Here is a 13,617-nt window from a genome sequence, read left to right on the forward strand (position 1 = left end):
TATTCGGCCAGCTCGGCAGCCTTATTCGGCCAAGAGTGCATCGAGTTGGGCAAACTGCTCGCATACCCAGTCCGGGCGGGAATCTGCAATGGGGCGGCCATAGTTATAGCCATAGGTCAATCCCACCACCTTGATGCCGGCGGCCTGCGCGGCCAGCACGTCATTCTCGGAGTCACCCACCATCAGGGTCCGCGACGGGCTGACGCCCAGCTCGTGGCAGGCATGCAGCAGCGGATCCGGGCTGGGTTTTTTAACGGGAACACAGTTGCCACCCAGCCAGAGCGCGAAACAGTCGCTGATGCCGAGGGCATCCAGGATGGGCTGCACGAAGTGACTCGGCTTGTTGGTCACGACGGCCTGCAGGTAACCGAGCTTCTGCAGGCGGCGCAGGCTCTGCTCAACCCCGTCATACATGGCCAGCCCTTCCAGCAGACAGGCCTGATAATGCCTATCGAACAGGGGGCGCGCCGTGGCAAACAGCACTGGGGCCTCACGGTAATCCAGCGCGCGCTGGATCAGCTTGTCGGCCCCGTTGCCGACCCAGGTACGCACCACGGCCTCGTCGGCCTCGGCCAGTCCCAGTTCGGTGAGGGTACGGTTAACCGCCAGCGCCAGCTGAGGGGCGCTGTCTATCAGGGTGCCGTCCAGATCGAATAGCACCAGATCAAAATCACGCTCAGCGTTCGACATGGGCAAGCTCCGCGCGCATCCGGTCGATCACCGCCTTGTAGTCCGGCTGGCTGAAGATGGCAGAGCCGGCTACAAACATGTCGGCACCGGCTTGTGCGATCTCGCGAATGTTGTCGACCTTGACGCCGCCATCGATCTCGAGGCGAATGTCACGGCCACTCTCGTCGATCAGGCGACGCACTTGGCGCAGCTTGTCGAGGGTGCCGGGAATGAAGCTCTGCCCCCCGAAGCCCGGGTTGACCGACATCAGCAGGATCACATCCAGCTTGTCCATCACGTACTCAAGGCAGGTGAGCGGCGTCGCCGGGTTCAGCACCAGACCCGCCTGGCAGCCCTGCTCCTTGATGAGGCCCAGGGTGCGATCCACGTGATCGGACGCTTCCGGGTGGAAGGTGATCAGATTGGCGCCCGCCTTGGCGAAGTCCGGGACGATGCGATCCACCGGCTTGACCATCAGGTGCACATCGATGAGCGCCTCGATGCCATAGTCGCGCAGGGCCTGACAGACCATGGGGCCTATGGTCAGGTTGGGGACATAGTGGTTGTCCATCACGTCGAAATGCACCACGTCGGCACCGGCGGTCAGCACTCTGGCAACATCATCGCCCAGACGGGCGAAATCGGCGGACAGGATCGAGGGGGCAATCAGAAAGTCTTTCATCAGCGTCATCCATTGGCTAGCGGGCAGAAAAAGCGGCGTAATTTTACCGCAAATATCCGATGAAAACGACCCGAACGCAGGAAGGTAAAAATGAGCCGCCAACGTTGCCGCACATGTCCGATGAAAACGACCCGAATGCGGGGAGAAGAGCAGCGAAACCTGGAAACAGCAGCGGCACCCGAGGGTGCCGCCAGAAGATCAGCCGAGTGAGACAAGCTCGGCATCGCTGGGGTAGTGACCCTGCTCCGGCTCGATACCGGGCGGGTAGAGCGCCAGCAGCTCGGCCACCTTGTTGCGGCTACCGCCGTTGCGGCTGATGGTGCGCTTGACCAGGATCTCGTCTAGTCGAGCGCCACGGTATAGCTCGCGAGTCAGCTCTATGTCGTGGTTGCTGATAAGCACCGGCACCCCCTTGTGGGCAGCCGTGTGACGGGCCAGCCGCGCCAGTATGGCCTGATCATCCAGCGTGAAACCGCCTGCGGAATAGGTGGTGAAGCTCGCCGTGGTGGAGAGCGGCGCATAGGGGGGATCGCAGTAGATCACCCAGTCCGGCTCGGCGCGCTTGATGGCATCGGCATAGCTTTCGCAGATGAAGGTCGCCTTCTGCGCCTTCTCGGCAAAAGCCCATAGCTCTTTCTCCGGGAAGTAGGGCTTCTTATAGGAACCAAACGGCACGTTAAAGCCGCCCTTCTTGTTATAGCGACACAAACCATTGAAACCGTGGCGGTTGAGAAACAGGAACAGCAGTGCCCGCTCAAAGGTGGTTTCGGTCTGATTGAACTGGGTACGCAGCCGATAGTAGGCCGCCTTGTGATTGTGCTCGGCCACAAACAACTTGCGCGCTTCGGCGATGAATCGGTCAGGCGTCAGCTTGAGATGGTTGTAAAGGCAGATCAGATCCGGATTGATGTCGTTGAGCACATAGGCATCGTAGTCGGTGTTGAGAAACACGGACCCGGCCCCGACGAAGGGCTCCAGCAACACACGCCCGGCCGGCAAGCGCTCGGCAATATCTTCAACCAGGGAGTATTTTCCCCCGGCCCATTTTAAAAAAGCGCGTGTTTTTTTCATGGAAATCCGGTGTTAAGAAGGCATCGACCAAAAAAGGGGGACGATTCTACCCCCTTACCGGGCGCAATGGCTATTGCTTCAACTCTTTTTGTACCTGAGCAAACGACTTGGGCCAGGGCTGCCCCTTGAGCAGGGCGGGTGAGAGCTTGCGAATGGCAGCCTTGGCTTGGGCGGAGTTGGCATAATCCCCTTGCAATACCACGTACCAGGGGCTGCCACGGAACTGGGTTTTGTAAACCCAGACATTGCCTGCCAGAGCGTGCTCGGCCACGAACTTGTCGACGGCCTTGGTGTTGCTCGCGCCCATCAGCTGGATGCTGTAATGACGCTTGGGCTTCTTGTTCAGGGTCGCAGCTGGTGTCAACGCCACCTTGGGTGACGGTGCCACCACGGGTTCAACCACGGCTTGCTTGGCGACCGGTTTGGTTGCAACTGGGGTGCTCTCGGCCTTAGGCGCAGTGGCCGGCTTGGCAAGCAGGCCCTGGGTCGATGTATTCTGAGCCTGGGCAACCTGAGTCGAAACGGCTTGGGAATCGGCACCGGTCAGCTCATCCACCACGACCATGGGCAAGGCACCGCTGACGTTGGGTTGGTTCATCAGTTTCTCGACCACTTCATCGGAGATCACCACCCGGCGCCCCTCGTAATTGGTCGATTCGGTGGTCATTGGCTCGCTCTCGACCACCTTGGGCAATACCTTGGCATCCGGCTGCCAATCGCGCACCACACCGCTCGGGTTATCACCACTGGCATTCGCACTGCCCTGACCACCGCTCCGGCCATCGCTACCGGTATCGGTGCCGCCTATGGTCAGGGGATCACCACCAGACACCGGAATGGGCAAAGCCGTGGTTTGCGCAGGTTCCAGCGCAGAACGCTTGCTCTCACCGTTAAACAGAGCTGGCAGCAGATAGCTCAGGGCCAGCAAGCCGGCGGCAACCACTGCCAGCACGGTCGCAATCTTCTTGACGGGCAACTCTGCCTGACGCTTCTTGGGCCTTCTGTCGGTCATGATATCCTCCAGTAACTGCATGATGATGGACGGATGTCCATTTGCCGCGTTCAGGATCTCTTCCACTTTCAACTTGGGCAAGAGGGCTGCCGGGATCTTGAGCTCTTTGGCTTTCTCATACAAGAAGATACGTTGCTCTGGCGCGCTCAGTGGCGCCACTTCCAGCTCCAATGCCGGCATTGCCCGCCCTTTCAGCAGGACTTTCTGGTTGCGACACCAGACGTCACTGCCGGAGAGTACGATGGCCAGTTGATGCGGCACGGAGAGGGTATCGTTGTGACGACAGAGGCTCCACAGCTCACCAACCAGCTCGGCGGGCAACTCGTCGGCACGTTCGATCAGCAGTAGCAAGGTGGCAGACTTGCCTTCCAGCATGCGAAAGAAGCTGTCGGCCAGCGCATCCTGTGGATTGAACAGCGGCCTTGCCACCACCTGCGGCAACAGCAACTGACGCACGTCCGCCATTTTCATGGCAGGACTGCCAATCAGGCTCACGACTCGCACTTTTTCGGGCAGGGCACCGAGCAGGGATTCACACAGGGTGCCGCGACCACTGCCTTGCTTGCCAGAGAGAAAAATAAAGGGGTGATTGAATTCAATCAGGTGCAGCAGCCGGTCAACCAGCTGCCGCTGGGAAGGAAGTTTAAGCAGTTTATTATTACTCACGACCAGACTCGATCACCGCCAACAATTCAGCATCGGAGACATCGGCCACCACCTGTGCATGGCCGATACCGACTGGCAATATCAGTCGCAGCTTGCCTTCCAGTACCTTCTTGTCACGCCGCATATGGCGAATGAAGGCATCGAAATCCATCTCGGCCGGCGCCTGGATGGGTAGATTGGCCGCCAGCAGCAGATCGCGGATACGGGCTACCTGCCGGTTATCCAGCTCGCCACGCACCTCGGCCGTGAATGCAGCCAGCATCATGCCTGCGGCAACGGCTTCGCCGTGCAGCCAGTTCCCATAGCCTTTTTCGGCCTCGATGGCGTGACCAAAGGTGTGGCCCAGGTTCAGCAGGGCACGCACACCGTGCTCTGTCTCGTCCTGCGCTACCACATCGGCCTTGATCTCGCAGCAGCGGCGAATGGCATACGCCAGGGCAGCCGGCTCCAGCGCCTGCAGACGGGACATGTTGGTTTCGAGCCAGGAGAAGAATTCGGCGTCCCAGATGATGCCGTACTTGATGACTTCGGCCATGCCGGCGGCAAATTCACGGGCAGGCAGGGTCTTGAGGCATTCGGTGTCGATAACCACATGTTTGGGCTGATAAAAGGCCCCAATCATGTTCTTGCCGAGGGGATGATTGACGGCGGTCTTGCCGCCGACGGAGGAATCAACCTGGGAGAGCAGTGTGGTAGGCACTTGAATAAAAGGAATGCCACGTTGGTAGCTTGCCGCAGCAAAGCCGACAACATCCCCAATCACACCGCCCCCCAGGGCGATCAGTGTAGTGTCCCGACCATGGTTGGTTTCCAGCAGAGCAGACATGATCCGCTCGAAGGTTGCCAGGGTCTTATAGGCCTCACCGTCCGGCAGGATCAGGTGTTCAACCTGAAAACCGGACAGCAACTGGATAATCCGCTCAAGATACAAGGGCGCAACAACGGTATTGGTCACTATCATGACCCGTTTACCCTTGATGGTTTGTATCAGCACCTCTGCATGCTGCAACAGACCCGCCGCTATCTCGATGGGATAACTGCGTTCACCCAGTTCGACCTTCAACCTTTCCATGGACGTCCTCTAGATTACATGCCAATCAACTTAACAATTTGATTAGCAACAATTTTAGCGCTCTGATCATCAGTCTGGATGACAAAGTCAGCCACTTCTTCATACAGCGCATTGCGCTCTTGTGCCAGACGCTCGAGTACTTCGCGCGGCGGCTCTTCGGTTTGCAGCAGTGGGCGACGCTTGTCTCTTTGTGTGCGTGCCAGCTGCTTCTCAATGGTTGTTTCGAGGTACACCACGATACCGCGAGCAGAGAGCTTGTTCCGTGTTTCACGGCTCTTGATGGCACCGCCACCCGTCGCCAGCACGATACCCTGCTGTTCTGAAAGGTCGCCTATGACCTTCTCTTCGCGGATCCGGAAACCCTCTTCGCCTTCAACATCGAACACCCAGCCGATATCGGCACCACTGCGGCGCTCAATCTCATGATCTGAGTCGAAAAACTCCATATGCAGTTGTTCTGCCAGATGTCTACCTATGGTGCTCTTGCCCGCACCCATGGGACCTATCAGGAAAATATTGCGTTTCTCAGCCATGTCTTTTCATTAGTAATTACAAACTGTACGACCCCGACAAACACTCGATCGGGGTACCTATGAACCTTGTCTTGCGATGGATCAGGAGGGGGATTATCTCAATAGAAATCGGGACTGGCAACCGCAGCCCTTACGCCCCAGCCTCATTGGGGCGTAAGGTTATATGTGTTTTACCCTCACATGTAAAGCATTCAGAAGGCGTCAGTGACTATCTTCGGCGTCACGAAAATTAGCAATTCCCGCTTTTTATTCTCGCTGGTTGTCTTGCGAAACAACAGGCCAAGACCCGGGATATCACCGAGTAGAGGCACTTTGCTGACATCGCTCTTGATGGTCTGTTGATAGATGCCGCCAAGCACCAAGGTCTCGCCATTGTTGACCAGCACCTGAGTGGTGATGGACTGGGCATTGATGGAGACCGCATCACCGGTACCGGTTGGTACCGTCTCACCCTTGGTGTCCTGGGTCACGGTCAGATCCAGAATAACCCGGTTGTCCGGCGTGATTTGCGGTGTGACCTTGAGGCTCAATACTGCCTTCTTGAAGGTGACGGAGGTGGCGCCACTGGAGGAGGACTCCACATAGGGGATCTCGGTCCCCTGCTCGATCAGCGCCGGTTTCTGGTTGGCAGTGGTGACACGGGGGCTGGCGATGATTTCAGCCTTGCTCTCTTTTTCCAGCGCTGACAGTTCGAGGTCCAGCAGGGTACCATTCGCCAGACGGGCCACCTGAAATGCCAGGGTGCCAGCGGCATTGGTGACCGGTAAATTGACGTTCAATCTGTCATCCACCCCGGGACGGGTGATGGTCGAACCGCCATTGTTATTGCCGGAGCCATCATTACCTTCGATGGAACCCGATGTGCTGTTGCCATGACCATCGTTTTTGGTCACGCCCCAACGCACCCCGAGCGCCTCGTCGAATCCATCATCTATGGTCACCATGCGCGCTTCGATCACCACCTGTTTGACCGGAATATCCAGAATATCCAGCATGCGCTTGATGTTGCTGATGACCTCTGCCGTATCCTTGACCACCAGCACGTTGGTCCGCTCATCGACACTCACGGCCCCCTTGGAAGAGAGCAATTTGGTACTCTTGGATGAAAGTAAATTCGCCACCTCGGATGCCTTGGCATAGTTGATCTGCAGGTACTCGGTATAGAGCGGCGCCAAATCGGCCACCTGATTGCGACTCTCCAGCTGCTGCTTCTCCCGAGCGGCGATCTCTTCTGCCGGTGCCACCAATAGAATGTTGTTATCCAGTCGTTTATCCAGCCCTTTCACCTTGAGGATAATGTCCAGCGCCTGCTCCCAGGGCACACCATCGAGCCGCAGTGTGATATTGCCTGACACTGAGTCCGTGGTGACCAGGTTGAGGTTGTTGAAATCAGCAATGAGCTGCAGCACGGTACGCACAGGAATATCCTGGAAGTTCAGCGAAATCGGTTTGCCCTGATACTGTTTCCCTGCGGTCACCGCGGTGCGCTTTTTCACCTCGACGATGAACATCTTGTCCGCCTGATCGTAGCGGTAATCAAACTGGCCATTGACGGAGAGCTCGAACAGGGTGTCATTGCCCTGGCGGAACACCTCTACCTGAGAGACAGGGGTGGCAAAGTCCTGCACATTGATCCGATTGAGCAGGTCGTCCGGTACGCGAGTACCATGGAACTTGGCCAGCACGGTCTGGCCACGGCTGCTGACATCCACAACCGCCGAGCTGTTGTCCAGCGTGACCAGAAACTCCCCATGCCCATCCTTGCCACGCCTGAAATCCACCCCCTTGACGGAGTTGAAATAGGCGTCGCTTGCCCCGGTCTGCGCCGCGGGCAAGACGGGTTTACTGGCTACCGGTACGGCCACCGGGGCAGATTGAGTCACAGGCGAAGGATTGACAAAGGCAGGGGAGGTCGTCGGTGCTGAGACCATGCCAGCTGACCGGGTCGACGCCGGAAGAGGCATGGTTGCCTTTTCTCCCAGAGCGACCAGCAGCTTGTTGCCCTGCTGATGCACCTGATAAGGGGTCAATTGATCGAGCGCTATCTTGATGTCGAGCCCGGCTCCCTTGCCCTCGACCTTGAGATTATCGACCCCCTGTTGCTTGATGGGCAGCGGATTGACATTGAGCGCCCCCACGGCTCCTGGCACATGCAGCAACAGCTGATTGGGCTCATAGGAGAGCCGGTCGGTAAAGCCGCTGACCGGTTCACTGAAGCTCAACTCCAGCAACAGCTGATCGGCCATCAGCGCATTCACTTTCACCTCTTGCAAAGTGGCCACTGCCCAGGCCTGGCTCCATGCCCCGGCGCAAAATAGCAGGGCAACTCTGGTTACAGTACCGATTGTTATTCTCATCGCAGTCATCCCTGATTATCGTTTTGCTTCAAGATTGGCCATGCCCAACTGGGTTTCTCTGGTGACCCAGCATCCTTTGCCATCCGGCATAGTCTCAATCAAATCCACGTAGGTATCAGTGATCCTGATCACTCGGCCCTGATCAAGTCCCATATGTTGGTTGAGGCCCACCCGCACAGACTGACCATCCGGCGTCCGGATCAAGGCCCACAACTGACCCTGCTTGCCGAGCGATCCCTGCATACTCAGGCTGGCCAGCGAGTAGCTCTCCAAGACTTCTTTCTCTCTGTTGACGACCATCTGGGCACAATCCGGTTTCATCTTGGCATCGACCTTGGCGCTGCTGGCCTCGGGCTGGGGGGCAATGAAAGGGCTGCGCTGATCGCTGAGATGATAAGCCATGGGCGAAAACGGTTTGATTTCAGGTAGCGGCTCGATAGGCACAGGCTGCCTGGCCTTGGTCTGAGCCACATAGTTATCCATCTCATCCTGCCCACCGCAGGCGGTCAACAGACACACGGGCAAGAGTACGCAGATCATCCTCATTTTTTCTGCTCCACTGTCTTGCCGTTGTACTTGTAGGTCTTGGCCAGCATCGACATGCTGATCATCTCGTCTGGCTCCTTGCTCTGCCCCAGGGTGAACGACTCCAGGATGACGATCCGCGGCAGCGCCGCCATATCAGCCGTGAACTTGCCAATCTCATGGTAGGTACCCACTACCTCGATCCGCATGGGCAGTTCAGTGGAAAACTCGTGTTTTATCTCGGACTCCCAGTTGATGCGATTTAATGTGAGGCCATTGTCGGTCGCAATGAAGCTGATATCGTCCAGCAAACCCGCCACCTCGTGAGTATTGGGTAACTGTTTGAGCTGGGTATCGACCAACTGCTCAAGTTGTACCATCTGTATCTTGTATGCCCCCAGATTGGCAGCAAGCATCGCCTTGCTCTCGAACTGCGCCTTCAGTTCAGCCTCCTTGTTGGTTTCCTGGGCCAGCAAGGCCAATGAATTCGCAATCACGTAGTAATAGATCGCGCCGCCCAGCAGCGCACAGAAAAACAGGATAAAAATGCCCTTGGCCAACTTGGGCCAGCTGGCAATGTTGTTGAGATCCAGTTCATTGAGCTGTTGTAGGTTCATTCTTGCCCCTTAACCACATCGACGGCGGTACCTTCCGCAGCGGCAACCTGGAAGGACATGGAAAACTGACTCAGTGAAACTGGCGCAACGTCGGTCGCAAAAATCGTGCTGAGCTGTGACTGCTCCAGCCAGCCGGAGCCATCAATGCGCCGCATCATGCTGGCAACGCGACCATAGGCTTCGGTCTTGCCGTTGACGTCGATCCGGTTGTCTTGCAAGGCAAGCGTGTTCAAATACACCCCGTTGGGTACCAGCGAGGGCAACTGGTTGAACAGCCGTACCGGAAGATTACGACGCATCTGCAGCTGTTCAATCAACTGCATGCGATCGATCAGCTCCTTGCGTCGCTCCTTGAGCAAGCGGATCTCGCCAAGTTGCGCATCGAGTATGGTCATCTCTTGCAGCAAACGTTGATTTCGCTGCTGTTGATAACTGATCTGCTGCTCCACCAGCCAGTCGGCGGCAAAGCCGAGGGCGGCGGTGATCGCCAGGAAAATTCCGAGCATGACACCGAACTGCTTCTTCTGCCGCAGGGCTCTGGCTTCACGCCAGGGGAGGAGGTTTATATTTGACATGGAGTGAAGCTCCTCATTGCCAGACCCAGCGCCGTCATGTATTTGGCACCATGAGCGAGTCCCCCCTCCCCTTTGGGTTTACCAAACAAAGCGAAAGGATCGGGATGCAATACTTCACAGTTGAGCTCATTGCGGACCTGAGCGACAAGCCCGGGTATCAGACTGCCACCGCCAGTCAGCACCAGCTTGGATAGCTCCCTGTGTCCGGAGGAGCTGCAAAACAGCTGAACGTTACGCCTGATTTGTTGCAACAAGGCATTGATATAGGGTAATAACACGTCCAGTTCATAGTCGGCAGGCAGAGTGTCCTTCATCTTGGCAAGCTCAGCCTCCTCCAGACTCATTTGATAGAAAGAGGACAATGCCTGGCTATATTGATCACCGCCAAAGTTCTGAATTCTTGAATACGTTGTCTGACCTTTGATTAACGCAACAAACGTCATTGCGCTGGCGCCAATATCGATAACACCGACCGGTTTTTCCCAGGTAAGCAAATCAGGCAGACAGGCGAGTACGGCACGGCCCAAAGCATGCGCTCCAACGTCCACCACCTTGGTGATCATCCCGGCTTCCGCCAAGGCGGTGACTCGACCACTCACGCTCTCGGTACGTGCCGCACTCAGCAGTACCTCCTGACGATCCTGATCATTGACCATGCCGATGATTTCAAAGTCCAGGCTCACTTCGTCGAGGGGAAAGGGAATTATCTGCTCTGCTTCCTGTTGGACCTGATTTTCCAACTCGTTTTCGCTGAGGCGCGTATCAACCTGAATGACCTTGGTGATCACATTGGAACCCGTGACGGCCGTTGCCGCATATTGGCTGTTGCCACTGATAAGACGCTTGAGGGTTTTGAGAGACTGGCTGACCCGTTCTATGTCCTGCAACTGATAATCGACCAGCGTCCCCTTGGGGGTCGCCACTTCGGCCACAGATTCGAACTGCAGCTTGCCAAGGCGCCCGGTGATAGTGACGGCCTTGATGGTCTGGCTCCCAAAATCAATGCCCGCCAAGGGCAACATGTAACCTTTACTGAATAGCCCAAACATATACACGTCCATGCGTTATTGGGTTTTAGAAGTGATTGCAAGACAGCCAATCAGCTGATGATGTCTTAACTCATCCTAAATACTATATCTATCAATATCATAAAGTTTACGCCAAAAAGTGATGCACTTCGCTTTCTTGTCGCGCCGGCCTCCTCTTGGTTATTGAGCCACAGAATGCTAACCTCCCGCCTCTTCTCGGGGAGCCTGACTGCTGACAGGAAAACCTCGAATTCCCTGAGGCAAAAGGGCTATACTCTGCGCCCGTTGGCTAATTTTAAGACGATTGGTAGTTCTTCCATGCTGAAATGGCTCGTACGCCTGTTTATTGTCATGATGCTGGGTGCTGTGCTGGGTGTTGCCAGCCTCATCGGTATCTACTTCTACATCAAGCCCCAGTTGCCCGATGTGACCGCGCTGCGCGACGTCAAGCTGGCCACCCCGATGAAGGTGTACAGCCGGGACGGGGAATTGATCTCCCAATTTGGCGAAATTCGTCGTATCCCGCTGCATTTGGATGAAATACCCCAGTCCATGATAGACGCAGTGCTCGCGACCGAGGATGCCCGCTTCTATGAGCACCCGGGCATAGATCCGATCGGTATCATTCGAGCGGCTACTGTCTGGGCCGTCTCCGGCCATGCCCGTCAGGGCGCCAGTACCATCACCCAGCAGGTCGCCCGTAACTTCTTCCTGAGCAATGAGAAGACCATAGTACGCAAGATCAAGGAGGTATTCCTGGCCTGGCGTATCGAGCAGAATCTTTCCAAGGACGAGATACTGCAGCTCTACCTCAACAAGATACCGCTCGGTTATCGCGCGTTTGGGGTAGGCGCAGCCGCTCAGGTCTACTTCGGCAAAGAGGTCAAAGACCTGACTCTGGACGAGATCGCCATCATAGCCGGCCTGCCAAAGGCACCGTCTATGTTGAACCCGATCCGCTCACCGGAGCGCGCCTTCGCCCGTCGCAACGTGGTGCTGGGTCGCATGCTGGAAACCGGCAAGATCACCAGGGCCCAATATGACGAGGCCTCCAAGATGCCGATCAAGGCCCGTTTTCACGGCGCCGAGATAACCCTCAATGCCCCTTATCTGGGGGAGATGGTGCGCCAAAAGATGGTGGAGCAGTTCGGTGAAGATGCCTACACCATGGGCCTTCACGTCTACACCACTGTCACTGCCAAGCGTCAGCGGGCCGCCCGCCAGGCCCTGCTGGATGGGGTGTTCGACTACGATACCCGTCATGGCTACCGTGGCACGACAGCCCAGCTCTGGAAAGCGGGAGAAGCCGACTGGGATTACGACCAGATCATGGCGCACCTGGCCAAGCAGCCCACTTACCAGCCCCTGATGGCCGCTGTGGTCACCCAAGTGGGTGACAAGAGTGCAACTCTGGTGCTGAAAAATGGCAAACAGGCAGAACTCGGCTGGAACGGCATCAAATGGGCTCGCGCCTTCATCACCGATGATCGCCAGGGCTTCGCCCCCCGCTCCGCCCACGATATGCTGAAAGTCGGCGCCCAAATCTGGGTACGGGAAAAGGGTGAAGAGCTGCTGCTCTCCCAGATCCCCGAAGTCAACGCCGCCTTGGTGGCCATGGACCCGCAGGATGGCGCCATCGAGGGGCTGGTTGGCGGCTTCAGCTTTGAGCTCTCCAAGTTCAACCGGGTCGATCAGGCACGCCGTCAGATAGGTTCCAACATCAAGCCCTTCCTCTATGCCACCGCGCTGGAACAGGGCTATACCCTGGCCTCCCTCATCAATGATGCGCCGATCAACCAGTGGGATCCCTCCAAGGGCCCCATGTGGCAGCCCAAGAACTCCCCGGCTATCTACGAAGGCCCCACCTCGCTGCGCCTCGGTCTTGCCAAGTCCAAGAACGTGATGTCAGTGCGGCTGATGCGCGCCATCGGTCTGGACACCTATATCGACGGCCTGACCCGCTTCGGGTTCGCGCGCGATACCATCTCCCGCAATGAATCCCTGGCGCTGGGTGCCGCCGAATTCACCCCGCTGGAAGTGGTGCGCGGTTATTCCGTCATGGCCAACGGTGGCTTCCAGGTCACCCCCTATTTCATCACAGACGTGATCGACAGCCTCGGACAACCCCTGTTCCAGGCCAACCCTGCCGCCGCCTGTCGTGATTGCGGCGTGCTGGCCGCGGCCGGTCTCGACAGTGCCGATGCCTATGCCAATACCAGCGGCGACTGGAAGGCCCAGTGCCCGATCGATCCTGTTGTGCCCAATAACCTGGCACCACAGACCGTCAGTGCCCAGAGCACTTTCCTGATCACGGATACCCTGACCAGCGCCATCTGGGGTGGCAACGGCTGGCGCGGAACTGGTTGGCGGGCGGCTCGTGACCTCAAGCGTCACGACATCTCCGGCAAGACGGGGACAACCAACGAATCCCGCGACGCCTGGTTCTCCGGTTACACACCGAACTTGGTCGCCACTTCCTGGATCGGTTTTGACAACCACCAGCGTGGTCTTGGCCGGGGCGAATTCGGCGGTGGCGCAGCCCAACCTATCTGGATCGACTTCATGAAGACGGCGCTCAAACAGGTGCCCGAACGCAAGATGCCGGTTCCCGAGGGGATCATCAGGGTACGGATCGATCGCGAAACAGGTCTGTTGACCAACCGCACCGATGACAGCAGCAAGGAGGAGTTCTTCAAGGAAGGAACTGAGCCGACCCGCTATGCGACCCACAGCTCGGACGGCAATCAAGTCTATGGCGGCGACGGCTCGCCCACTGACGGGCCCGTCTCTACCGACGATATCTTCTAAGC

General features: G+C 57.3%; 12 protein-coding genes. 1 reads left to right on the forward strand and 11 read right to left on the reverse strand.

The window, feature by feature from the left end; genetic code table 11:
* Positions 1 to 21 precede the first annotated feature (21 nt).
* From WJM78_RS15460 to tapM, 11 genes are all read right to left on the reverse strand, one after another.
* Positions 22 to 690: a phosphoglycolate phosphatase gene (locus WJM78_RS15460; protein WP_275930108.1), complete on the reverse strand. Its 669-nt coding sequence runs from the start codon at positions 688 to 690 to the stop codon at positions 22 to 24.
* Positions 677 to 1,351 (reverse strand): ribulose-phosphate 3-epimerase, encoded by a 675-nt coding sequence (rpe, locus tag WJM78_RS15465; RefSeq protein WP_108536660.1) that lies wholly within the window; start codon positions 1,349 to 1,351, stop codon positions 677 to 679. The genes WJM78_RS15460 and rpe overlap by 14 nt, the downstream gene beginning before the upstream one ends.
* Positions 1,352 to 1,549: 198 nt before the next feature.
* Entirely contained in the window at positions 1,550 to 2,422 is an 873-nt protein-coding gene (locus WJM78_RS15470) for a Dam family site-specific DNA-(adenine-N6)-methyltransferase (protein ID WP_339010304.1), read from the reverse strand.
* Positions 2,423 to 2,492: 70 nt separating this feature from the next.
* The gene (locus tag WJM78_RS15475) at positions 2,493 to 4,100 is read right to left on the reverse strand and encodes an SPOR domain-containing protein (RefSeq protein WP_339010307.1); all 1,608 of its coding nucleotides are present in this window, start codon (positions 4,098 to 4,100) and stop codon (positions 2,493 to 2,495) included.
* The gene (gene aroB / locus WJM78_RS15480; protein ID WP_339010310.1) at positions 4,093 to 5,172 is read right to left on the reverse strand and encodes a 3-dehydroquinate synthase; all 1,080 of its coding nucleotides are present in this window, start codon (positions 5,170 to 5,172) and stop codon (positions 4,093 to 4,095) included. The genes WJM78_RS15475 and aroB overlap by 8 nt, the downstream gene beginning before the upstream one ends.
* A 14-nt stretch (positions 5,173 to 5,186) precedes the next feature.
* Complete coding sequence (gene aroK, locus WJM78_RS15485) at positions 5,187 to 5,705, reverse strand: shikimate kinase AroK (RefSeq protein ID WP_005317117.1); 519 nt, start codon at positions 5,703 to 5,705, stop codon at positions 5,187 to 5,189.
* 191 nt (positions 5,706 to 5,896) lie between these two features.
* The gene (locus WJM78_RS15490) at positions 5,897 to 8,062 is read right to left on the reverse strand and encodes a type IV pilus secretin PilQ family protein (protein ID WP_339010313.1); all 2,166 of its coding nucleotides are present in this window, start codon (positions 8,060 to 8,062) and stop codon (positions 5,897 to 5,899) included.
* Positions 8,063 to 8,077: 15 nt separating this feature from the next.
* Positions 8,078 to 8,608: a pilus assembly protein PilP gene (locus WJM78_RS15495; protein ID WP_042033838.1), complete on the reverse strand. Its 531-nt coding sequence runs from the start codon at positions 8,606 to 8,608 to the stop codon at positions 8,078 to 8,080.
* Entirely contained in the window at positions 8,605 to 9,204 is a 600-nt protein-coding gene (tapO, locus tag WJM78_RS15500) for a PilO family type IV pilus biogenesis protein TapO (protein WP_339010316.1), read from the reverse strand. Before tapO ends, WJM78_RS15495 begins: the two co-directional genes overlap by 4 nt.
* A complete protein-coding gene (tapN, locus tag WJM78_RS15505; protein ID WP_339010318.1) occupies positions 9,201 to 9,779 on the reverse strand; it encodes a PilN family type IV pilus biogenesis protein TapN in 579 nt (192 codons plus the stop codon). The genes tapO and tapN overlap by 4 nt, the downstream gene beginning before the upstream one ends.
* Positions 9,767 to 10,840: a PilM family type IVa pilus assembly protein TapM gene (gene tapM / locus WJM78_RS15510; RefSeq protein WP_339010320.1), complete on the reverse strand. Its 1,074-nt coding sequence runs from the start codon at positions 10,838 to 10,840 to the stop codon at positions 9,767 to 9,769. Before tapM ends, tapN begins: the two co-directional genes overlap by 13 nt.
* A gap of 285 nt (positions 10,841 to 11,125) precedes the next feature.
* Here tapM and WJM78_RS15515 point away from each other — a divergent pair, with 285 nt between their 5' ends.
* Positions 11,126 to 13,615, forward strand: coding sequence for a penicillin-binding protein 1A (locus WJM78_RS15515; RefSeq protein WP_287146018.1), 2,490 nt, complete (start codon positions 11,126 to 11,128; stop codon positions 13,613 to 13,615).
* Positions 13,616 to 13,617: the final 2 nt, after the last annotated feature.

This window comes from Aeromonas popoffii (assembly GCF_037818705.1).
GTDB lineage: Bacteria > Pseudomonadota > Gammaproteobacteria > Enterobacterales > Aeromonadaceae > Aeromonas > Aeromonas popoffii.

Excerpts from the sequence above, each read along its gene's own strand:
- WJM78_RS15460 (WP_275930108.1), bottom strand. The coding sequence starts at position 690 with ATGTCGAACGCTGAGCGTGATTTTGATCTGGTGCTATTCGATCTGGAC.
- rpe (WP_108536660.1), bottom strand. The coding sequence starts at position 1,351 with ATGAAAGACTTTCTGATTGCCCCCTCGATCCTGTCCGCCGATTTCGCC.
- WJM78_RS15470 (WP_339010304.1), bottom strand. The coding sequence starts at position 2,422 with ATGAAAAAAACACGCGCTTTTTTAAAATGGGCCGGGGGAAAATACTCC.
- aroB (WP_339010310.1), bottom strand. The coding sequence starts at position 5,172 with ATGGAAAGGTTGAAGGTCGAACTGGGTGAACGCAGTTATCCCATCGAG.
- aroK (WP_005317117.1), bottom strand. The coding sequence starts at position 5,705 with ATGGCTGAGAAACGCAATATTTTCCTGATAGGTCCCATGGGTGCGGGC.
- WJM78_RS15490 (WP_339010313.1), bottom strand. The coding sequence starts at position 8,062 with ATGAGAATAACAATCGGTACTGTAACCAGAGTTGCCCTGCTATTTTGC.
- WJM78_RS15495 (WP_042033838.1), bottom strand. The coding sequence starts at position 8,608 with ATGAGGATGATCTGCGTACTCTTGCCCGTGTGTCTGTTGACCGCCTGC.
- tapO (WP_339010316.1), bottom strand. The coding sequence starts at position 9,204 with ATGAACCTACAACAGCTCAATGAACTGGATCTCAACAACATTGCCAGC.
- tapN (WP_339010318.1), bottom strand. The coding sequence starts at position 9,779 with ATGTCAAATATAAACCTCCTCCCCTGGCGTGAAGCCAGAGCCCTGCGG.
- tapM (WP_339010320.1), bottom strand. The coding sequence starts at position 10,840 with ATGGACGTGTATATGTTTGGGCTATTCAGTAAAGGTTACATGTTGCCC.
- WJM78_RS15515 (WP_287146018.1), top strand. The coding sequence starts at position 11,126 with ATGCTGAAATGGCTCGTACGCCTGTTTATTGTCATGATGCTGGGTGCT.